The following is a 20,013-nucleotide window of genomic DNA, read 5'->3' as shown; positions in this document are numbered from 1 at the left end:
AACGCATTGTGGCAAGTGGCTTAACCCAGGTCTGGAAGATTTGTGCAGGCGTGCTGATAACGGGAAGGGGTAAGCTGGCAGGCGCGTTTGAACCAGCGGCCCAGGTGACTCTGATCGGCGAAACCCAGCGCAGCTGCCACATCGGCGACGGGCTGGCCCTGCGCCAGCTGACGACGCGCCTGGCTCAGCCGCCACTGCACCAGCCAGGCGTGGGGCGGTAAACCCCAGTGAGCCTGGAACAGACGCGATAACCGGAAGCGATCCACCTGCAGATGCTGCGCCATCTGCTCCAGACCGGGATTATCCGCATGATGGGCAATCAGCCAGTCACGCGACTGCAGTGCCAGCCGGGCATCTTTATCCGGGGGCTGAGCGGGCAGTGACCACTGCCGGTGCGGGATGAGCTGCCCAAACATCCGGTCCAGCGCCGCCTCTTTGATGATGGCGGGATGGTTGTGCCACAGCGCATCGAACGCATGCCAGACGGCATAAGCCAGTGGACGCTCGTCGCGCAGCGTGACGGCAAAACGTAGCTCACGCAGTGAGGGTTTATCAGCCAGCATCGGAGCCAGGTGCTGCGCAATCTGCTGCGGTGAAAGATAGAGCATCCGGTAGGTAAAACCGCTGTCGTTGATGGCATCACCATCATGCAGCTCCTCCGGCTCCAGCATAAAGACCGTGCCTGGTCGGCTCTGATGCTGTTTGCGCCGCGAATGAAACTGCTGTACACCTTGCTCGGTCACGCCAATCAGATAACTGTCGTGCCAGTGAGGATCATAGGCGTGTCCGGTAAAATGGGCGCGTAGCGCCTCAATACCGCTGACGGCGTCATGGCGCAGATCGACCCAGTTTGCTGATGCCTGTTTCATGTTATCCGGCTCCCGGTTGCGGCCTCTGGACATTCTGCCGCGATCCACTAATTTTTAACAGACCGGACGCTTTTCATTGGCGTTTCGCTTTGCGTATAATAACGTCACCACTCAATTAGAACTCTTACTATTAGGCTGCTAACATTTGTCTCAGCACACGCGTACCTTTACCCACTTATTGCATCTGACCGCACATGCCTGGCGCCTGGCGGTGGATCGTCACCTTAAAGATAGCGGCTTAAGCATGAGCAGCTGGATGGCCATCGGGCTGATTGCCAGTGAGCCGCAACGCATGACCCAGACCGAGCTGGCACAGCTGCTGGGGCTGGAAGATGCCAGCATGGTACCGCTGGTGGATCGGCTGGTGAAACAGTCACTGCTGATGCGGGTACAGCCGCCAGAAGATCGACGTAAGCGTCACCTGGTGCTGACTGATAAGGGTAACGAAGCGTTCGCCAAAGTGAAAACCGAGGCTGACGCACTCCGTACTGAAATGCTGGCCGATATTGACCCTCAGGATCTGGCCGTGACCGAGCGCGTATTGCAACAACTCCTGAGCCGCATGGGAAGTATGTAGCAGTGGCAAAGCGAAATCCCTACGCTGCACGCGAGTGGTTGCCGCACGAAAAACCGATGCTGCCGGGATCGCCCTCGACGCCGCTGCATCCGATGCCAAAACGCCTGGCGTTTGGCCTGATCGGTTTACTTATCTCGCTGACCGGTGCGCTGAGTAACGCGCTGGTCACGGCGAATCTGGTCAACCTGCAGGGTACCTTTGGTGCCTGGTCGAATGAGATTGCCTGGCTGCCTGCGGTCTACGTGATGGGCAACATCTCTATTAACCTGCTGCTGGTGAAATTCCGTCAGCAGTTTGGCCTTCGTGTCTTTACCGAGGCGTTTCTGGTGCTGTATGTACTGGTGGCGTTTTTCCATCTCTTCGCCAACGATCTCAGTTCGGCGATCATTGTGCGCACCGCTCACGGTATGGTGGCTGCGGCGCTCAGCTCTCTGGGCATCTACTATCAGGTACAGGCCTGGCCTGCGAAACATCGGCTGAAAGCGCTGGTGATTGGCCTGACGGTATCGCAACTGGCTATCCCGCTGGCCCGCTTATTCTCTTCGGAATTGCTGCAGCTCAACGAGTGGCGCGGTCTCTATCTGTTTGAACTGGGGCTGGCGCTGATTGCGCTGGGCGGGGTACTGCTGGTGAAACTGCCACCGGGCGATCGCATCAAAACCTTTGAAAAGATGGATTTCGTCACCTTTATCCTGCTGGCACCCGGTATGGCGCTGCTGTGCGGCGTACTGACGCTGGGCCGTATTGAGTGGTGGTTTACCACGCCCTGGCTCGGTATCTGTACCGCGATCGCCCTGACGCTGATTGTCGCTGCGATCGTCATTGAGCATAACCGGCGCAACCCGCTGATCAATACCCGCTGGCTCAGCAGCGGCATGATGGTGCGGCTTGGCATTGTGATGATCATGATCCGTATCGTACTGGCGGAACAGAACACCGGTGCAATCGGCTTTCTGCAGCAGATTGGCTTGCAGAACGATCAAATGCGCGGTCTGGCGCTGGCGATCATGGCCGGGGTTATTGCGGGCATCGCCGCCAGTGCGCTGACTATCAAGCCCAATCATCTCAACTGGCCGATTGTTACCTCGCTGGTAGTGATGATTATCGCCTCGCTGATGGATGCGCAATCCAGTCCACTGACCCGCGCCAGCAATATGTATTTCAGCCAGTTTCTGCTGGGCTTCAGCAGCGCCTTTTTCATGGCGCCCGCGATGCTGATGGGCATTGGCAGCGTGGTGACTCAGCCGAAAAATCTGGTGAGCTTCGTGGTGCTGTTTGGCATGAGTCAGAACCTCGGCGGGCTGATCGGCTCGGCTATTCTTGGCACGTTTCAGGTCTGGCGGGAAAAATATCACTCCAGCCTGCTGGGCGATCAGCTCTCACTGCTCGATCCCAACGTCACCGAACGGCTCAGCCAGTATAATGCGCTGTTTAATTCGCTGGTGGGTGACGACGTTCTGCGCGGCGCGCAGAGCACCAGCCAGTTACAGGTAATCGCCACGCTGCAGGCCAACGTGCTCGCCTATAACGACACCTACCTGTTAACTGCCGCGCTGGCACTGGTCACCCTGATGTGGGTGATCTGGCGTTTGACCCGTCGTCGTTATCTTGACTGGCGTCAGGCGCAATTTAACCTGCGTGAGCAGCAACAGCTGGCCGCATTACAGGAATCAACGGAGAAACAATGAGTCAGCAGGATGAGCTTCAGGCGGCGGAACGCGAACGCGCGAATCGCCGCCGCATTCTTTCTATCGCCGCAGGCAGCGGCATTGTGGTGATTGGTGTACTGGTTATTCTTTATGCCTGGCAACTCTGGCCCTTCACCAGCGCAATACAAAGCACCGAGAATGCCTATGTGCGCGGTCAGGTGACCTTTATCAGCCCGCAGGTTAATGGCTATCTCACCTCAGTCGAAGTGATCGATCTGCAGCCGGTGAAAAAAGGGCAGTTGCTGATGACGATTGACGACCGTATCTATCGCCAGCGGGTGCATCAGGCGCAGGCGCAGCTGGCGATGAAGCAGGCGGCGCTGAACAATAACCTGCAGCAGCGTCGCAGCGCAGAAGCGACCATCCAGAGCAATAAATCGGCACTGGAGAATGCCAAAGCACAGGCGCTGAAAAGCGGCTTCGATCTGAAGCGTGTCGAAAATCTCACGGCGGATGGATCCCTGTCGGTGCGCGAGCGCGATGCCGCCCGGGCCGCAGACGCCCAGGCGCAGGCGCAGGTACGTCAGGCTGCGGCGCAGATCGCCGTCGCCCAGCAGAATCTGCAAACCGTCATCGTTAACCGTGACGCGCTGAAAGGCGATGTCGACAGCGCCCGCGCCGCGCTGGAGCTGGCGGAAATCGATCTGGCGAATACCCGGATTACCGCGCCCGATGATGGCCAGCTCGGCCAGCTGGCGGTGCGCACTGGCGCCTATGTCACGGCAGGTACGCGCCTGACCTCGGTGGTGCCTAATCACAAATGGATTATCGCGAATCTGAAAGAGACCCAGCTGGCAAATATTCGTCCAGGCCTGCCGGTGACGATTCGGGTCGATGCGCTGGATGGCAAACGCTTTACGGGTCAGGTTGAATTTATCTCTCCGGCCGCAGGCTCAGAGTTCAGCGCGATTTCGCCCGACAACGCCACCGGTAACTTCGTGAAAATTGCGCAGCGCATTCCGGTTCGCATCCGCATCAATGACCAGGATATGCATCAGTTACGCCCGGGTATGTCGGTCGAAGTCAACATCGACACCGCCGCACAACCCGCCGGTGAGGGCGCGCCATGATGCGGCGCGGCTTAATGGTAAGCGCACTGGCACTCCTTCTGACCGGCTGCGCCACGCAGGTTGAAAAGGCACCGGCCTCTCTGCCGATCCCCGACGCCTGGCGCAATAGTGTCGGGCCATCTGCTGCGCCGGAGGCGGAGTGGTGGCGCGCTTTTCATGATGAAAATCTCAACCGGCTGGTGACGCAGGCGCTGCGCAATAACCCCGATATCCTCACGGCGCGATCCCGGGTTGACCAGTATCGCGCCCAGCTGCGCGCCACGCAGGGCGATAACTTTCCGACCCTGAGCGCCGGTGTGGCCGCGACCCGGGAGCGTACGCTCTCGTCAGTGACGGGCCAGCCCTATGAAACCGATATTTTTCAGGGCTTATTACAGGCGAACTACGAGGTCGATCTCTGGGGAGCACGCAGCAGTAGCATCACCGCATCGCAGGCGAGTTTAGCGGCGCAGCAGGCCGCTGCGTCTGCCGCCGAGCTGACCATCGCCAGTTCGGTGGCGTCAGGTTATCTCAACCTGTGCGCGCTGGATGAGCAGTTGCGGGTCACGGAGGCGACGCTGGCGACCCGCAACAATTCGCTGAAGCTGGCACAGCGTCAGTTTGAAACCGGCTACACCTCCAGGCTGGAGTGGATGCAGGCCGCCTCGGAATATCAGTCGGCCAAAGCGCAGATGCCTCAGTTGCAGCACCAGATCACCCAGCAGGAGAATGCGCTGAGCCTTCTGGTGGGTATGAACCCGCGCAGCATCGCCCGTCGTCAGCAGTTTGACCAGATTTCACCGCAGCGGATGCCGTCACTGCTGCCATCAGAGCTACTCAATCGCCGTCCGGATATTGTGCAGGCTCAGCGCCAGTTACTGGCCGCAGATGCCAGCCTGGCATCGTCGCGCGCTAAGCTGCTGCCTGGGCTTAACCTCACCGCGACCGGCACCCTGCAGAGTTCGGTGCTGCACCAGCTCGCGGATGATCCGTTCCGGCTGTGGAGCGTGGGCGGCAGCATCCTGGCACCGCTGCTGAACCGTGAAGCGCTGACGGCGCAGGTGGATGTCTCAATGGCGACGCGCAATCAGGCACTTTATGGCTATGAAAAAGTGGTGCGCAACGCCTTCTCGGAAGTTAACGATGCAATAGACGCTATCAGGCAGCGTGAGGCACAACTTCAGGAGCTGCAAAAGCAGGAAGCCTATGTGACGGAAGCGCTGCGCATTGCCCGCAATCGCTATCAGAACGGCTACGCCTCCTATCTGGATGAACTGGATGCGCAGCGCACCCTGTTTTCAACGCAGCTGAATCGGGTGACTGTCAAAAATAACCTGCTGCTGGCGCAGATCGATCTCTACCGCGCGCTGGGCGGTGGCTGGACACCCGCCTCCACACAGTAATCCCCAGACCGATCCAGCCGCAGCCAGAGTTTCTGCGGCAGGGATCGGCCTCTGCGCTGTCGCGGCGACTGCGTATATTCCCCGCTTTAATCCCCCAAATAACCCCCTAAAACCCATGCATACTTCTGCTTACCTGTCTTTACATTCGGTGGTATCATGCGCGGGTTTTAAGCCAGCCAGACGGAAAAGCGCACTGAAAGCTTAGCCTGCGCGAGACGGATTATCCGTTTAACTTACTGATATAAAAATAAAAGAAGGGATTCATCATGAATAAAAAAACTATTTGCACGCTGGCCGTGGTCGCTGCGTTATTAACCGGCTGCGCGCGCACTGCGCCGATTCATAACGTGAATCAAACGCTCACTCAGCGTTACAGCGACAACCAGATGAAACTGGCGATCATTGAAGCGGGTATTGGCCGGAAATGGGTGATGACTCCCGTTTCGCCTGGCGTGATCAATGGTCGTCTGGCCCAGCGTGATTTCGTGGCGACTATTCGCATCACGTATACCAGCCAGAACTACCGCATCGATTATGTCAGCAGTGAGAACCTGAAAGCGGAGCAGGGCGAGATCCACAATAACTACAACCGCTGGATTGCCAATCTCGATCAGGATATTCAGTTACGACTCTCTGCTCTTGCCGCTCAGTAATGCGTGCGCTGTCGCAATGATGTGTCGACAGCCGATCAAAGCATAAAGATCTCCGGCAGCCGGCCGACAAATCAGATGAGCTGCTATTGCTGAACCACTGAGTAACCCTCTACCGTGAAGGCCTGATGCGGAATCGGCAGAGGGTTTCCCGGACGCACTTTTTTTGCAGAGGGCCGGGATGACGCCCCGATAAACGCCGATGCCACACATATGACAAAAAGAGTGTTGAGATGAGACTCGCTTACTCACTGGTCGACTGGCAGGCTCTGGCTCCGGGATTACACGGGGGCGAGGGCTGGCAGCACTGGGCGCAACAGGGCATCGTCATAGACCCTAAAGAGGCGATGGCAAAGCCGCAATTTTTACCGATGATGACTGCACGTCGTCTGAGCGGCGGCAGTCGTGCGGCGGTAGAGTGTGGGCTGGCGCTGCTCGCGCGTCAGCAGGTTGACGCTATCGTGTTCACCAGTCGTCACGGTGAACTGGAACGTAATCTGCGTATCCTCACTACGCTGGCCGATCAGCAGTCAATGTCACCCACGGATTTTGCCATGTCAGTTCACAATTCGGCGGTCGGCAGCCTGACTATTGCAGCCAAAGCACCACTGGTCTCCACCTCAATCGCCGCCGGAGTCGACTCGTTTCAGCAGGGATTGATCGAAGTCAGCGCGCTGCATCAGGCGGGTTATCAGCAGGTACTGCTGGTTGATTTCGACGGCATCGTGCCTGACTACTATCTGCCGTGGCTGCCGGAACAGCGTGTGAACTTTCCCTATGCGGTGGCGCTGCTGCTGCGCCCGGGCGACCAGCTGCACTGCACTGGCCGTGCTGGCAGAGAGGAGAGGGCAGAAACAGGGTTACCGCAAAGCCTGCGCTTTCTGCAGCAGTGGCTGGCGGAATCGCCCACCTTCAGCCTGCCGGGCGAACGCCTGACATGGCACTGGGAGAGACATCATGGCTGATTGTTCACAACCGGCGCACTACACCGGCAGCCGCATGAACTATTGCTGGCGGCTGGTGATGACGGCGGTGAGTTTTACGCTGTTTGGCATAGGCGGACTGCTGCTGTCGCTGATTGGCTTCAACCTGCTGCTGCTGGTACAGCGCGATTCGCTGCGCCGCCGCCTCCTGGCCCGACGCGCTATCGCCTTTAGCTTCCGTTGCTTTCTGCGATTCTGCCGGATGACCGGGGTCTATGACTACCGGATTGAAGGCGCAGAGCTGCTGCAACAGGATCGCGGATGCCTGATTGTCGCCAATCATCCATCACTGATCGACTACGTGATGATCGCTTCGGTACTGCCAGAGATGGATTGTCTGGTTAAAGCCGATCTGCAAAAGAACCCCTTTATGCGTGGGGTGATCCGCGCCGCGGACTATCTGATCAACAGTGAAGCGGAGACGCTGTTGCCGGACAGCCAGCAGCGACTGGCGCGCGGCGACAATATCCTGATCTTTCCGGAAGGCACCCGCACCCGCTACGGTCATTCACTGACTCTGCAGCGCGGGGCAGCCAATATTGCGGTGCGCGCCGGATGCGATCTGCGTGTGGTTCACATCACCTGTAGCCAGCGTATGCTCGATAAACAGAGCCGCTGGTATCAGATTCCGCCGGTTAAACCACTGTTTACCGTGCGTGTACAAACGCGAATCGACAGTCAGTCGTTTTGTGAAAGCAATCCCGACGCGCAGCCGCTGGCCGCGCGTCGCCTGACCCGCCATTTACAGCAGGCGCTGGTCCCCCAGAACAGGTAAGACGAAAACCGGTATGGATTCATTAATTAACGATATCAAACAGATGATTATCGACACGCTAAACCTTGAAGATCTCAGTCCCGATGATATAGAGACCGACGCTGCACTGTTTGGCGACGGACTGGGGCTGGACTCGATTGATGCACTGGAACTTGGCCTGGCAGTGAAAAATCGCTACGGCGTGGCGCTGTCCGCTGAGAGTGAAACCCTGCGCGCCCACTTTTTCTCTGTTGCGACGCTGGCTGCGTTCGTCAACCAACAGCGCGGCTGAAAGCGGAGACAACCTTATGATGAACAAAGAACAGATCTATCAGGAAGTGGCTTCGCTGCTGACCAGCCTGTTTGAAATTGCGCCTGAGGATATCCATCCCGGGGCACGTCTGTATGAAGATCTCGAACTCGACAGCATTGATGCCGTCGATATGGTGGTTCATCTGCAAAAACGTACCGGCCGTAAAATTAAACCGGAAACCTTCCGCGCAGTGCGCACCGTGCAGGATGTGGTGGATGCCGTGGAACAACTGATGCGCGAAGACGCCTGATCCCGCCGTGCCTGCTGCTACGCTTCGCCTGCTGAATCTGCTTACGCTACTGGCCTGGCCACTGCTGGTCTGGCTGGCGCTGACCCAGCCGCGCTGGCAGGGGCTTTTCTGGCTGCTGGCGCTGCTGTTTGGCCTGCGCTGGCTGCAGCTGCGTCGTCAGCAAAACGCCATGGGCGCGGTCATGGGCTGGCTGGCGCTGCTCGGTGCACTGCTCTGTGTCAGCAGCCAGCTATTACGCACTCAGCATCTGCTGCTGTGGTATCCGGTGGCGGTCAATCTGGCGATGCTGCTGGTGTTTGGCGCCTCACTCTGGAGTGCGATGCCGCTGGTGGAACGCATCGCCCGGCTGCGTGAGCCCGTGCTTCCCCCTGCGGCAGTGCGCTATACCCGCCGCGTCACCCAAATCTGGTGCCTGTTTTTTATCGGCAACGGCAGCATGGCGATCTATACCTGTTTGCTGGGCGATCTGCGGCTCTGGACGCTGTGGAATGGCGGCATAAGTTATCTGCTAATCGCAGTGCTGATGAGCGCTGAATGGCTGGTACGTCAGCGCGTGAGGCGAAAAGCATGAGAGTGGCCGACTGGCTGACGGGAGACGATCGCGAGGTCGCCTGGCGCGGCGATCAACGTTTGATGCTCAGCGCGATGCATCGTCAGGTCGTGGCGCTCCGCCAGCGCTTGGCAGCACAACCGGGCAGCCACTGGGCGCTCTGTTTTGATGACAGTTACCGTTTTTGTGTGGCGCTGCTGGCATGCTGGTATGCCGGTAAAACGCCGGTGATGCCGGGTCACTGCCGCGCCGCGCTGCTGGATGAGAGGCAGGATCGGCTGGATGGCGTGCTGTGCGACATGCCGCTGGCGGTCAGCCTGCCGCTGCTGGCGTGGGACGACGCAGAAACTCAGGGGCCGCTGCCGCCGCTGCCGGAGAGTGCAGAGCTGGTGCTCTTCACCTCGGGATCCACCGGCGCACCGCGTCAGGTAGTGAAGTCGCTGGCGGTGATGGAGCAGGAGAGCCGCTGGCTCAGCAGCCTGTGGGGCGAACCGTTGCGGGGGTGCAGGGTCATCGCCTCGGTCAGCCATCAGCATCTCTACGGTTTATCGTTTCGACTTTTCCTGCCGATGATGCTCAGGCTGCCGTTTGCCGCCCAGCCGCTGTTTTACGGTGAACAACTGGCCCAGCTTCCGCGCGACGTTCGCTATGCCTTTATCAGCAGCCCGGCCTTTTTATCGCGGCTGGACAGCACGCTGAAAGCGCCCGCCTGTGAACTGATTGTCTCTGCCGGTGGCGCACTGCGCGACTCTGATGCGGAGCAGGTCTGGCAGCGATTTGGCTGTCAGGTCAGTGAAATCTACGGCAGCACCGAAACCGGCATTCTGGCCTGGCGTCAATGCGATCGGGCGGAGGCGCCGTGGCGCCGCTTCCCGCAGGTCAGGCTGGAGCAGGTGACGCCCGATCGCTGGCAGGTCTGGTCGCCGCTGATTGCCGGTGACAGCGGGCTGCAGCTCGACGATCGACTGACTATGCAGCCGGACGGCGGATTTCAGCTTGCAGGCCGCCACGATCGCATCGTAAAAATCGGTGACAAGCGCATCTCATTAAGCGAGATAGAGCGCCGTCTGACCGACCTGCCGGAAATAGAGGATGCCGTAGCGCTGGTGGTCACGCGTCATGAGCGTCAGGCGATTGGCGTCGTGCTGGCGCTGAACAGCGCACTGGATGAGGCGGCTCTGCATCAGCGCAGGCAGCAGTGGAAACGCCAGCTGCAGCGTTGGCTGGAACCGCTGGCGATGCCACGCTACTGGCGGATTGTGGCCACTATTCCGGTGACCACCCAAAGCAAACGCGCCTGGCCGCAAATAGAGGAACTTTTTCATGTTGCCGATTGAACGCAGCCGGGAGCTGCGGGCTGACAGCGTCACGCTGATCCTGCAGATAGATGCCGGACTCTTCTGGTTTCAGGGCCACTTTCCGCATCTGCCCATTCTGCCGGGTGTGGCTCAGCTCGACTGGGTGATGCACTACGGCGTATCACTGCTTGCGCCCGGTAAACAGTTTGCCGCCGTTGATAACATTAAATTTCAGCAGCCGGTATTACCCGACTCGCTATTGCAACTGCATCTGGACTGGGACGCTGAAAAATCCCGCCTGAGTTTCCGTTACAGCCTGCTGAAGAACGACGGCGAGCAGATCGCCAGCAGCGGGAAGATCGCGCTGTGTTAAGCGCCCCGTTTTCACCCTGCGTGGTGATCCCCTGCTACAACCACGGCGCGATGATGGCGTCAGTGCTGGCACGGCTGGCACCCTTTAATCTGCCGGTAATCGTGGTGGATGATGGCAGCGATGCGGCCACACAGCTTCAGCTGGCGACGCTGCACGCCCCGCAGCTCAGCCTGCTGCGACTCGACAGCAATCAGGGTAAAGGCGCGGCGGTGATCCACGGACTGCGGGCCGCGGCGGCACGCGGCTTCACCCATGCGGTGCAGCTTGACGCGGACGGCCAGCATCAGGCGGAAGATCTGCCGCTGATGCTGGCGGAAGCGGAGCGTTATCCCGACGCGCTGATCTCCGGTCAGCCGCTCTATGACGACTCGATCCCCAAATCACGCCTTTATGGTCGCTACATCACCCACTTCTGGGTCTGGATTGAAACGCTGTCGCTGTCGATCCGCGACAGCATGTGCGGCTTCCGCGTCTATCCCCTGGCCGCGACGCTGGCGCTGTGCGATCGCCGGGCCATCGGTCAGCGCATGGATTTTGACACCGAGATCATGGTGCGGCTCTACTGGCAGGGAACCCGCAGTCGCTTTATCCCGACTCGCGTCACCTATCCGGCCAGCGGGCTGTCACACTTCGATGCGCTCTACGACAACCTGCGCATCTCCTGGATGCATACCCGGCTGTTTTTCGGCATGCTGCCGCGCATTCCTCGTCTGCTGGCGATGCGTAAACCGCCGACGCACTGGTCTGCGGAAACGGAGCGGCGCGGACAGTGGGGATTACGTTTTATGCTGGCGGTCTATCGCTACGGCGGGCGGCTCCCCTTTACGCTGCTACTCTGGCCGGTAGTGGCGGTCTACTGGCTGAGCGGTCAGCGCGCGCGACGCGCTTCCCGGCAGTGGCTGGCGCAGGTCACTACCGCCGCTCAGCAGCAGCAGATTGCGTTACCGCCACGGCTTAACAGCTACCGCCATTTCCTGCGGTTCGCCGGGGCAATGCTGGATAAAGTGGCCAGCTGGCGCGGCGATCTGCGCTGGGGACGTGATATCGATTTTGCGCCAGGCGCAGAAGCGGTGATCCGCACACCCACGCCGCAGGGCAAGCTGATTCTCGCTTCCCATCTTGGTGACATTGAAGCCTGTCGCGCGATGGCGCAGCAGGTCAGCGGACTGGTGATTAATGCGCTGGTGTTTACCGACAACGCCCGGCGTTTTCGGGCGGTGCTGGAAACCATCGCCCCGCAGGCGGGGGTGAATCTGATGCCGGTGAGCGATATCGGGCCGGAGACCGCTATCCTGCTGCAACAGAAGCTGGATGCGGGCGAATGGGTGGCGATTGTCGGGGATCGCACCGCGGTCAATCCGCAGCGCGGCGGCGAGCGGCGGGTGATCTGGAGCGACTTTCTGGGCCGCGCCGCGCCCTTTCCACAGGGGCCGTTTGTACTGGCGGCCGCGTTGCGCTGTCCGGTGCTGCTGATGTTCGCCCTGCAGCAACAGGGTAAACTGCGTATTCACTGTGAGCCTTTCGCCGATCCGCTGCTGCTGCCGCGTGCGCAACGTCAGCAGGCACTGCAACAGGCGGTCGATCGTTACGCAGCGCGGCTGGCCCATTACGCACTGCTGGCGCCGCTCGACTGGTTTAACTTTTTCGATTTCTGGACGCTGCCTGATCAACAGGCGCACCACAAGGAGTCTGACCATGACTGAACATCATGCTGAAGTCGTGCTGACCGTCTCATTCCACGACTGCGATCCCATGGGCGTGGTCTGGCACGGCAACTATTTCCGCTTTTTCGAAGTGGCGCGTGAAGCCCTGCTGCGCAGCATTAACTACAGCTATGGCGAGATGGCCGCCAGCGGCTACGTCTGGCCGGTGGTCGATACCCGGGTCAAATACCGCCAGCCACTGCGCTGCGAAGAGAAGATTCGCGTCAGCGCCCGGATTACGGAATATGAGAACCGTCTGCGCATCGACTATGAAGTGCGAAATGCTGCCGGCCAGATCACCACCAAAGCGCATACTCTGCAGGTGGCGGTGGAGCAGGAGAGTCAGGCGTTGTGCTTTGTTTCACCCGATATTTTACTGGAACGTTTAGGAGTGAAAGGATGCTGAAAATTGTGCTTACCAGCCTGCTGCTGTGGGCCAGTGCCGCCAGCGCGGTCACGCTGGATCAGCTGCAGCAGCGTTTTGCCAGCCAGCCTGTGATTCGGGCAGACTTTATCCAGACGCGCACCATTTCCGGCATGCGTCAGCCGCTGGTCTCGCACGGGCAGATGCTGATCGCTCGCGAGCAGGGCTTATGGTGGCATCAGCAGACACCCTTTGTGATGACGCTGCTGCTGGATGATAAACGCATGGTGCAGAGCCTCAGCGGCCAGAAGCCTCAGGTAATCACCGCCGACAGCAACCCGCAGATGTTCCAGTTCAACCATCTCTTGCGGGCGCTGTTCCAGGCCGACCAGAAAGTGCTGAACGAGAACTTCAGCGTGGCCTTCAGCGATCGCGGCAACGGAGCCTGGACGCTGGAGCTGACGCCCAAAGCGGCGCCGCTCAACAAAATCTTCAACCGTATCTCGCTGGCGGGCAGCGCCTACCTGGACAGCATCAACCTGGATGATAAGCAGGGCGATAAAACGCAAATAGAGCTCAGCAACACCCGAATTGAACCGCCGCAGTTAAGCGACGAGGAGCAGGCGCGTTTTGCCGGGCCGTAACGATCGGCTGCTGGCCCTCCTGTGGCTGGCCCTCTGTCTGCTGCTGGCGGCTGCGCTCTCTTTTTTGCTGCCGCGCAGTCAGCTCAACAGCAGTGTGCTGGCGCTACTGCCGCAGCAGAATCTGGGGGCGGCACCGCCTGCGCTGCAGCAGGGCTTTATGCAGCGGCTGGATCGCCAGCTGGTGTGGCTGGTTTCACCCGGTGAGCAGGACGATCCCCAGGTCGCCGCCTGGTGGCTGGCCCAGCTGCGCGCGCTGCCTGACCTGAAACAGGTGCAGGGTGATCTCGACGGGCAACAGCAGCAGCAGTGGGGCCGCTTTGCCTGGCAACACCGTAACGGCCTGATCGATGAGGTGACGCGCGACCGCTTGCAGAACGGCGGCGAGGCGCAGGCTGACTGGCTGCTGGCGCAGCTCTTTTCGGCCTTCTCTGGCGTCAGCAGCAAAGAGTTGCAGGGCGATCCCCTGATGCTGGTGCGGGGTTCGCAGCTGGCGCTGGCACAAAACGCCGGGCGCATGACGCTGCATGATGGCTGGCTGACAGTAAAAGATGCACAGGGTCAGCAGTGGTATTTTCTGCATGGCGAACTGGCGAACAACGCCTTCAGTATGCAGCAAAGTCATGCGCTGGTTACCCGACTCAGCGCGCTGGAGCAACAGCTTAAAAGCCGCTGGCCGCAGGCGAAACTGCTGACGCGTGGCACGGTGCTGTTCAGCGACAACGCCAGCCAGCGTGCGCAGCATGACGTTAAAACGCTGGGCAGTGTGACGCTGGGTGGCGTCGTCCTGCTGGTGCTGCTGGTCTTTCGCTCACTGCGCCCGCTGTTGCTGACGGTCACGTCTGTGGCCATCGGCGCGATGGCGGGCACGGTGATGACGCTGCTTTGCTTCGGTGAACTGCATCTGATGACGCTGGTGATGAGCCTGAGTATTGTCGGCATCTCTGCGGATTACACGCTCTATTATCTCACCGAGCGCATGGTGCACGGCGATCAGCAGACGCCGTGGCAGAGCCTGCGAAAAGTCCGCGGCACGCTGCTGCTGGCGCTGGCGACCACCGCCATCGCCTGGCTGCTGATGCTGCTGGCACCGTTCCCGGGGCTGCGGCAGCTGGCGGTGTTTGCCGCCAGCGGATTAACGGCCTCCTGTCTGACGGTGATTCTGATCTATCCGTGGCTGGTACGCGGATTACCGGTGCGTCCGGTGCCGCTGATGGTGCCTCTGGCGCGCTGGCTTGCCGCCTGGCGTCGCCAGCGCGGGCTGCGCGTCGGATTACCGATGGCGATGGCGATCTTCGCGCTGGCCGGTATCGCCCAGTTAAAGGTGGATGATGACATCGCCCATCTGCAAAGTGCGCCTGCGCATCTGCTGGAGCAGGATCGCCAGCTGGCAACCCTGACCGGACAGCGCGCCGATCAGACCTGGTTTGTGGTCTGGGGCGATGACGCGCAGCAGACGCTGCAGCGGCTGGAAAAACTGGCACCGGATCTGCAACAGGCGCAGCAGCAGGGCTGGCTGCAGCACTATCGTCTGCTGCCGCTGACGTCGCTGGCGCAGCAACAGCGGGATCTTCAGCTGTTGAAACAGGCAGTACCGGATATTACGGCCCGCCTGCAGCAGGCGGGTATCACGCTGCCGGCACCGGATCTGACCCCGATGCCGGTAACGCCAGAGGCGTGGCTGTCGAGTCCGCTGAGTGAAGGCTGGCGACTGCTGTGGCTGACGCTGCCAGACGGGCGCAGCGGTGTTTTGATCCCCACCAGCGGCGTAAAAAACAGCGCTGCACTCGGGGAGCTGACCAAACAGCATCCGGGCGTCAGCTGGATTGACCGCAAATCAGGTTACGATTCGCTGTTCAGCTTCTGGCGCACCCTGCTGAGCGGGTTACTGGCGCTGGCGCTGCTGCTGATCACCCTGAGTTTTGTCCTGCGACTGGGGTTAAAGGCGGGCTTACGCAGCGCGCTGCCGTCAGTGCTGTCGCTGGCGATGGCGCTGGCAACGCTGGGCTGGATCGGTGCGTCGCTGAATCTATTTGCGCTGCTGGCACTGATTCTGGTGCTGGGCATCGGCATTAACTACACGCTCTTTTTCAGCAACCCGCAGGGTACGCCGCTGACCTCGTTGCTGGCGGTGTCGCTGGCGATGATTACCACCTTACTGACGCTGGGTATGCTGGTATTCAGCAGCACCAGCGCGATTGCCAGTTTTGGCACAGTGTTATGCAGCGGCATCTTCAGCGCTTTCCTGCTGTCGCCGCTGGCGATGCGACCCACCCGATCAAGGAGTAAACGATGATCCGCGCCGCTCTTATTCTGCTGACGGCTCTGCTGCTCAGCGCCTGTGCCGGACCTGCACCCGACAGCAGCCGTCCCACCGCCTGGCTGAAACCGGGCGTGAAGGTGACGCTGCCACCGCCGGGCATCCGTCCCGCCTTCCAGCAGCAGCAGTTGCTGACCGGACAGGTGAAAGGCCAGAGTCAGTCACTGCTGGTGCTGCTCAGCGCCGATGAACAGCAAATTGATCTGGCCGGACTCTCCTCGGTGGGTATTCGTCTGTTCAGCCTGCGCTACGATGCCAGCGGTATTCACACCCAGCAACTGATGCCGCTGCCGCAGATGCCGCCTGCCAGTCAGGTGCTGGCGGATATTATGCTCAGTTACTGGCCACGGGAGCTGTGGCAAAAACAGCTGCCGCCAGGCTGGACGTTGCAGGATCAGGGGTTAAAGCGACGGCTGATCGATGCCGATAATAAGCTGGTTACAGAAATCGATTATCTGCAACGCGGTAATCAGCGCCAGCCCATCAGCATTCAGCAGCATGCGTTTGGCTATCAGATCCGCATTCAACATCTGGACGGCTCATGATTTACATCTCTGCCATCGGCATGCTGAATGCCCTGGGGAATAACACTCAGCAGATTGCGGCCAGCCTTACCAGGGGTGAGGCACCCGGCATGCAGCTGCGTCATGGCTGGCTGAGCGGCGACCGCGCCTGCTGGCTTGGCAGGGTTGAAGGCGATTTGCCATCGGTTCCTGCTGCCCTGAGCGTGCACAACACCCGTAATAACCAGCTGCTGCTGGCCGCGCTGGCGCAAATCCGTCCGGCGCTCGACGCGGCGATTGCGCACTATGGTGCCAGCAGAGTGGCAGTTGTGCTGGGAACCAGCACCTCGGGTGTGGATGAGGGCGATCAGCAGATTGGCGGCAGTCAGTCCGGTTATCACTATCAGATGCAGGAGCTGGGCGATCCCTCCCGTTTCCTGGCTCACTATCTGCGTCTGGATGGCCCGGCCTATACCATTTCAACCGCCTGCTCCTCCAGCGCCCGCGCCATTATCAGTGGTGAGCGGCTGATCGCGGCGGGGCTGGTGGATGTGGCGCTGGTGGGCGGTGCGGACTCGCTGAGCCGGATGCCGATCAACGGATTCGACAGCCTGGAGTCTCTCTCTGAACGTCGCTGCGCTCCCTTCAGCCGCGATCGCGACGGCATCTCGATTGGCGAAGGGGCCGCACTGATGCTGCTGACGCGGGAACCGCAGCCGCTGGCGCTACTGGGAGCTGGCGAATCGTCTGACGCCTGGCACATGTCCGCTCCCCATCCGCAGGGCGAGGGCGCTGAACGGGCGATGCGTATGGCGCTGCAAAAGGCGAACCTGTTGCCAGAGCAGGTGGGTTATATCAATCTGCACGGCACCGCGACGCCGCTTAACGACCAGATGGAAGCTGCCGTGATTCAGCGTCTGTTTGGCAATGCAGTGCCGTGCAGCTCGACCAAACATCTGACCGGCCATACGCTCGGCGCGGCGGGAGTGTGTGAAGCCGCCCTCAGTGCGCTGATCCTGCAAAACGATCTGCCGCTGCCCGCGCAGGATTTCAGTGAGATGGCGCCGGATGAGACGCTGCCGGATTGCGGATTGTTATTACAGCCACAGGCGCTGCAACGGCCGGTCATCGCCTCTAACTCTTTTGCCTTTGGCGGCAATAACACCTGTCTGATTCTGGGACGCCAACATGGTTATTAATTCTCCCGCGGCACGCTGGCTGCCGCACGCTGCGCCGATGCTGCTGCTTGATCAGCTGATCGCCGTGGATGATGAGCAGGTTCACTGTCAGGTGTCGACCTGCGCCGGTGGCGTACTGACACCGTTTCTGACGCCTCAGGGTGAACTGCCCGCCTGGTTTGGCGTCGAGATGATGGCGCAAACCGTGGGCGTCTGGTCGGGCTGGCATGCAAAGCAGGGCGGCGCCACCCTTATCCCGCCGGGCATGCTGCTGGGCGGACGCGGCTGGCGGGCAGAGCGATCCTTCTTTCCCGCCAGTGTTACGCTGGATATCAGAATGACGCTGCTGATGCGCGATGACCGCATGGGCAGCTTTGAGGGTGACATTCATTACGGCACCCAGCGGCTTGCCAGCGGTCGCCTGAATACGTATCAACCCAATGAAGCAGAATTACAGCAATTGATGTCACAAGGAAATCAGCCATGACAGATTCGGTATTAGTGACGGGCGCCAGTAAAGGGATTGGCCGCGCGATTGCGTTGCGTCTCGCCCAGGATGGCTATCAGGTTATCGTCCATTTCAACCGTGACCGCGCAGGCGCTGAGCAGTGCCTGCAGCAGATTGAAACCGCAGGCGGCAGCGGCCGTGTGCTGGGATTTGATGTGGCCGATCGGGCGGCAACCCGCGCTGCGCTGGAGGCGGATATTGAGCAATATGGCGCCTATTATGGTGTGGTGAGCAACGCCGGTATCACCCGCGATGCGGCGTTTCCTGCCCTGACGGATCAGGAGTGGGACAGCGTCATCCACACCAATCTCGACAGTTTTTACAATGTGATCCAGCCCTGCGTGATGCCGATGATCGGTCTGCGGCGCGGCGGCCGCATTATCACGCTCTCGTCGGTGTCGGGGATAATGGGTAATCGCGGTCAGGTGAACTACAGCGCGGCGAAAGCGGGCATTATTGGTGCCACTAAGGCGCTGGCGATTGAACTGGCGAAACGCAAAATCACCGTTAACTGCATTGCGCCGGGCCTGATTGATACCGGTATGGAGGGGCTGGAACCTCAGGTGATAGAGGAAGCGATGAAGATCGTGCCGATGAAGCGCATGGGCACGGCTGAAGAGGTCGCCGGACTGGCGAGCTATCTGATGTCCGATATCGCAGGCTACGTGACGCGTCAGGTCATTTCTATTAACGGAGGCATGCTGTGATCCAGCGGGTAGTCGTAACCGGCATGGGCGGCGTAACCGCCTTTGGTGAGTCCTGGGCTGAGGTTTCGGCACGGATCCGTGCGGGCCGCAATGCGGTGCGCTTTATGCCGGAGTGGCAGATCTACGACGGGCTGCATACGCTGCTCGGCGCACCGGTGGATGACTTTGTGCTGCCGGCGCACTACACCCGCAAGCGCATCCGCGCCATGGGCCGCGTTTCGCTGCTGGCAACGCGTGCGACCGAGCTGGCGCTGACCCAGGCGGGTCTGATTGACCATCCGGTGCTGACCAGCGGAGAAACGGGTATCGCCTACGGTTCTTCCACCGGCAGCACCGGGCCGGTCAGCGAGTTCGCCACCATGCTGACTGAAAAGCACACCAACAATATCACCGGCACCACCTATGTGCAGATGATGCCGCATACCACGGCCGTCAATGCCGGACTCTTTTTCGGCCTGCGCGGCCGGGTGATCCCGACCTCCAGCGCCTGTACCTCTGGCAGCCAGGCGATTGGCTATGCCTGGGAAGCGATTCGTCACGGGTATCAGACGGTGATGGTGGCTGGTGGCGCTGAAGAGCTCTGTCCGTCGGAAGCCGCGGTGTTTGACACCCTGTTTGCCACCAGCCAGCGTAATGACGCGCCGCACACCACGCCCGCACCCTTTGATCAGCAGCGCGATGGTCTGGTAATTGGCGAAGGGGCGGGCACGCTGATCCTTGAGTCGCTGGAACATGCCCTGGCACGCGGTGCAACGATCTACGCAGAGATCACCGGTTTTCATACCAACTGCGACGCCGCCCATATTACTCAGCCGCAGCGGGAAACCATGCAGATTTGCATCGAGCGGGCGTTGCAAAGCGCCGGTATCACGGCCGCAGACGTTGGTTATGTGAATGCGCACGGCACCGCCACTGAACGGGGTGATATGGCCGAAAGTCTGGCGACGGCGGCGGTGTTTGGCGAAACGACGCCGATCTCTTCGCTGAAGTCATATTTTGGCCATACGCTGGGTGCCTGTGGGGCGCTGGAAGCCTGGATGAGCATTGAGATGATGCGGGAAGGGTGGTTTGCGCCAACCCTGAACCTGACGCAACCGGCAGCAGATGGCGGCCAGCTGGATTACATCATGGGTGAGCCGCGTGAGATTGAAACCGACTATATCCAGAGCAACAACTTTGCCTTTGGTGGCATTAACACTTCATTGATCTTCAAACGCTGGCGCGGCGTCTGATCTCAGGCCCGTGCCGCGCTGGCACGGGCCAGTTTATTTTTCGGACGAAAGAACCGGACGATAATCAGCCTTTCATCTA

General features: G+C 60.1%; 22 protein-coding genes. 21 read left to right on the top strand and 1 reads right to left on the bottom strand.

Annotated features, from left to right (window positions below; genetic code table 11):
* Positions 1–20: 20 nt before the first annotated feature.
* On the bottom strand, positions 21–869 hold the full coding sequence (locus tag HFD87_RS00930; RefSeq protein WP_167422829.1) for an AraC family transcriptional regulator: 849 nt from the start codon (positions 867–869) through the stop codon (positions 21–23).
* 145 nt (positions 870–1,014) lie between these two features.
* On the opposite strand from HFD87_RS00930, the gene HFD87_RS00925 reads away from it, so the two are divergent.
* The 21 genes from HFD87_RS00925 to HFD87_RS00825 all read left to right on the top strand — a co-directional run bounded on the left by HFD87_RS00925 (position 1,015) and on the right by HFD87_RS00825 (position 19,934).
* The gene (locus HFD87_RS00925) at positions 1,015–1,446 is read left to right on the top strand and encodes a MarR family winged helix-turn-helix transcriptional regulator (protein WP_010669811.1); all 432 of its coding nucleotides are present in this window, start codon (positions 1,015–1,017) and stop codon (positions 1,444–1,446) included.
* Between the two features lie 2 nt (positions 1,447–1,448).
* Positions 1,449–3,134, top strand: a complete 1,686-nt coding sequence (locus tag HFD87_RS00920) for an MFS transporter (RefSeq protein ID WP_029518976.1) — start codon at positions 1,449–1,451, stop codon at positions 3,132–3,134.
* The gene (locus HFD87_RS00915) at positions 3,131–4,225 is read left to right on the top strand and encodes an HlyD family secretion protein (RefSeq protein ID WP_167422828.1); all 1,095 of its coding nucleotides are present in this window, start codon (positions 3,131–3,133) and stop codon (positions 4,223–4,225) included. Before HFD87_RS00920 ends, HFD87_RS00915 begins: the two co-directional genes overlap by 4 nt.
* Positions 4,222–5,607: an efflux transporter outer membrane subunit gene (locus tag HFD87_RS00910; protein ID WP_370881057.1), complete on the top strand. Its 1,386-nt coding sequence runs from the start codon at positions 4,222–4,224 to the stop codon at positions 5,605–5,607. Before HFD87_RS00915 ends, HFD87_RS00910 begins: the two co-directional genes overlap by 4 nt.
* A gap of 266 nt (positions 5,608–5,873) precedes the next feature.
* Positions 5,874–6,260 carry a hypothetical protein gene (locus tag HFD87_RS00905; RefSeq protein ID WP_010669813.1) on the top strand — a complete coding sequence of 129 codons (387 nt, stop codon included), beginning with the start codon at positions 5,874–5,876 and terminating at the stop codon, positions 6,258–6,260.
* Between the two features lie 230 nt (positions 6,261–6,490).
* A complete protein-coding gene (locus HFD87_RS00900; protein ID WP_033786580.1) occupies positions 6,491–7,222 on the top strand; it encodes a beta-ketoacyl synthase chain length factor in 732 nt (243 codons plus the stop codon).
* Complete coding sequence (locus tag HFD87_RS00895) at positions 7,215–8,015, top strand: 1-acyl-sn-glycerol-3-phosphate acyltransferase (protein WP_010246457.1); 801 nt, start codon at positions 7,215–7,217, stop codon at positions 8,013–8,015. The genes HFD87_RS00900 and HFD87_RS00895 overlap by 8 nt, the downstream gene beginning before the upstream one ends.
* Positions 8,016–8,028: 13 nt before the next feature.
* On the top strand, positions 8,029–8,286 hold the full coding sequence (locus HFD87_RS00890) for a phosphopantetheine-binding protein (protein ID WP_010669816.1): 258 nt from the start codon (positions 8,029–8,031) through the stop codon (positions 8,284–8,286).
* Between the two features lie 16 nt (positions 8,287–8,302).
* Positions 8,303–8,557 (top strand): acyl carrier protein, encoded by a 255-nt coding sequence (locus HFD87_RS00885; RefSeq protein ID WP_111533659.1) that lies wholly within the window; start codon positions 8,303–8,305, stop codon positions 8,555–8,557.
* 7 nt (positions 8,558–8,564) lie between these two features.
* Positions 8,565–9,128: a hypothetical protein gene (locus HFD87_RS00880; protein WP_033779443.1), complete on the top strand. Its 564-nt coding sequence runs from the start codon at positions 8,565–8,567 to the stop codon at positions 9,126–9,128.
* The gene (locus HFD87_RS00875; RefSeq protein ID WP_167422937.1) at positions 9,125–10,444 is read left to right on the top strand and encodes an AMP-binding protein; all 1,320 of its coding nucleotides are present in this window, start codon (positions 9,125–9,127) and stop codon (positions 10,442–10,444) included. The genes HFD87_RS00880 and HFD87_RS00875 overlap by 4 nt, the downstream gene beginning before the upstream one ends.
* On the top strand, positions 10,431–10,778 hold the full coding sequence (locus HFD87_RS00870; protein WP_010669819.1) for a 3-hydroxyacyl-ACP dehydratase FabZ family protein: 348 nt from the start codon (positions 10,431–10,433) through the stop codon (positions 10,776–10,778). The genes HFD87_RS00875 and HFD87_RS00870 overlap by 14 nt, the downstream gene beginning before the upstream one ends.
* Positions 10,772–12,481, top strand: coding sequence for a glycosyltransferase (locus HFD87_RS00865; RefSeq protein WP_033786573.1), 1,710 nt, complete (start codon positions 10,772–10,774; stop codon positions 12,479–12,481). The genes HFD87_RS00870 and HFD87_RS00865 overlap by 7 nt, the downstream gene beginning before the upstream one ends.
* On the top strand, positions 12,474–12,887 hold the full coding sequence (locus tag HFD87_RS00860; protein ID WP_167422827.1) for a thioesterase family protein: 414 nt from the start codon (positions 12,474–12,476) through the stop codon (positions 12,885–12,887). Before HFD87_RS00865 ends, HFD87_RS00860 begins: the two co-directional genes overlap by 8 nt.
* The gene (locus HFD87_RS00855) at positions 12,881–13,489 is read left to right on the top strand and encodes an outer membrane lipoprotein carrier protein LolA (RefSeq protein WP_010246442.1); all 609 of its coding nucleotides are present in this window, start codon (positions 12,881–12,883) and stop codon (positions 13,487–13,489) included. The genes HFD87_RS00860 and HFD87_RS00855 overlap by 7 nt, the downstream gene beginning before the upstream one ends.
* Complete coding sequence (locus tag HFD87_RS00850) at positions 13,476–15,782, top strand: MMPL family transporter (protein ID WP_167422826.1); 2,307 nt, start codon at positions 13,476–13,478, stop codon at positions 15,780–15,782. The genes HFD87_RS00855 and HFD87_RS00850 overlap by 14 nt, the downstream gene beginning before the upstream one ends.
* Positions 15,779–16,351, top strand: a complete 573-nt coding sequence (locus HFD87_RS00845) for a DUF3261 domain-containing protein (protein WP_022625891.1) — start codon at positions 15,779–15,781, stop codon at positions 16,349–16,351. The genes HFD87_RS00850 and HFD87_RS00845 overlap by 4 nt, the downstream gene beginning before the upstream one ends.
* Positions 16,348–17,508 (top strand): beta-ketoacyl-[acyl-carrier-protein] synthase family protein, encoded by a 1,161-nt coding sequence (locus HFD87_RS00840; RefSeq protein WP_167422825.1) that lies wholly within the window; start codon positions 16,348–16,350, stop codon positions 17,506–17,508. Before HFD87_RS00845 ends, HFD87_RS00840 begins: the two co-directional genes overlap by 4 nt.
* Positions 17,498–17,974, top strand: a complete 477-nt coding sequence (locus tag HFD87_RS00835; RefSeq protein WP_167422824.1) for a 3-hydroxy-fatty acyl-ACP dehydratase — start codon at positions 17,498–17,500, stop codon at positions 17,972–17,974. The genes HFD87_RS00840 and HFD87_RS00835 overlap by 11 nt, the downstream gene beginning before the upstream one ends.
* Positions 17,971–18,702 carry a 3-ketoacyl-ACP reductase FabG2 gene (locus HFD87_RS00830; RefSeq protein WP_167422823.1) on the top strand — a complete coding sequence of 244 codons (732 nt, stop codon included), beginning with the start codon at positions 17,971–17,973 and terminating at the stop codon, positions 18,700–18,702. Before HFD87_RS00835 ends, HFD87_RS00830 begins: the two co-directional genes overlap by 4 nt.
* Complete coding sequence (locus HFD87_RS00825; protein ID WP_171820328.1) at positions 18,699–19,934, top strand: beta-ketoacyl-ACP synthase; 1,236 nt, start codon at positions 18,699–18,701, stop codon at positions 19,932–19,934. The genes HFD87_RS00830 and HFD87_RS00825 overlap by 4 nt, the downstream gene beginning before the upstream one ends.
* Positions 19,935–20,013 lie beyond the last annotated feature (79 nt).

The sequence above is a fragment of the Pantoea sp. EKM21T genome, assembly GCF_011800405.1.
GTDB lineage: Bacteria > Pseudomonadota > Gammaproteobacteria > Enterobacterales > Enterobacteriaceae > Pantoea > Pantoea agglomerans.
Note: the sequence above shows the minus strand (reverse complement) of the source record. Positions and strands in the feature narration are given on the sequence as shown.

Excerpts from the sequence above, each read along its gene's own strand:
- HFD87_RS00930 (WP_167422829.1), bottom strand. The coding sequence starts at position 869 with ATGAAACAGGCATCAGCAAACTGGGTCGATCTGCGCCATGACGCCGTC.
- HFD87_RS00915 (WP_167422828.1), top strand. The coding sequence starts at position 3,131 with ATGAGTCAGCAGGATGAGCTTCAGGCGGCGGAACGCGAACGCGCGAAT.
- HFD87_RS00910 (WP_370881057.1), top strand. The coding sequence starts at position 4,222 with ATGATGCGGCGCGGCTTAATGGTAAGCGCACTGGCACTCCTTCTGACC.
- HFD87_RS00905 (WP_010669813.1), top strand. The coding sequence starts at position 5,874 with ATGAATAAAAAAACTATTTGCACGCTGGCCGTGGTCGCTGCGTTATTA.
- HFD87_RS00900 (WP_033786580.1), top strand. The coding sequence starts at position 6,491 with ATGAGACTCGCTTACTCACTGGTCGACTGGCAGGCTCTGGCTCCGGGA.
- HFD87_RS00895 (WP_010246457.1), top strand. The coding sequence starts at position 7,215 with ATGGCTGATTGTTCACAACCGGCGCACTACACCGGCAGCCGCATGAAC.
- HFD87_RS00890 (WP_010669816.1), top strand. The coding sequence starts at position 8,029 with ATGGATTCATTAATTAACGATATCAAACAGATGATTATCGACACGCTA.
- HFD87_RS00885 (WP_111533659.1), top strand. The coding sequence starts at position 8,303 with ATGATGAACAAAGAACAGATCTATCAGGAAGTGGCTTCGCTGCTGACC.
- HFD87_RS00875 (WP_167422937.1), top strand. The coding sequence starts at position 9,125 with ATGAGAGTGGCCGACTGGCTGACGGGAGACGATCGCGAGGTCGCCTGG.
- HFD87_RS00870 (WP_010669819.1), top strand. The coding sequence starts at position 10,431 with ATGTTGCCGATTGAACGCAGCCGGGAGCTGCGGGCTGACAGCGTCACG.
- HFD87_RS00860 (WP_167422827.1), top strand. The coding sequence starts at position 12,474 with ATGACTGAACATCATGCTGAAGTCGTGCTGACCGTCTCATTCCACGAC.
- HFD87_RS00855 (WP_010246442.1), top strand. The coding sequence starts at position 12,881 with ATGCTGAAAATTGTGCTTACCAGCCTGCTGCTGTGGGCCAGTGCCGCC.
- HFD87_RS00845 (WP_022625891.1), top strand. The coding sequence starts at position 15,779 with ATGATCCGCGCCGCTCTTATTCTGCTGACGGCTCTGCTGCTCAGCGCC.
- HFD87_RS00840 (WP_167422825.1), top strand. The coding sequence starts at position 16,348 with ATGATTTACATCTCTGCCATCGGCATGCTGAATGCCCTGGGGAATAAC.
- HFD87_RS00835 (WP_167422824.1), top strand. The coding sequence starts at position 17,498 with ATGGTTATTAATTCTCCCGCGGCACGCTGGCTGCCGCACGCTGCGCCG.
- HFD87_RS00830 (WP_167422823.1), top strand. The coding sequence starts at position 17,971 with ATGACAGATTCGGTATTAGTGACGGGCGCCAGTAAAGGGATTGGCCGC.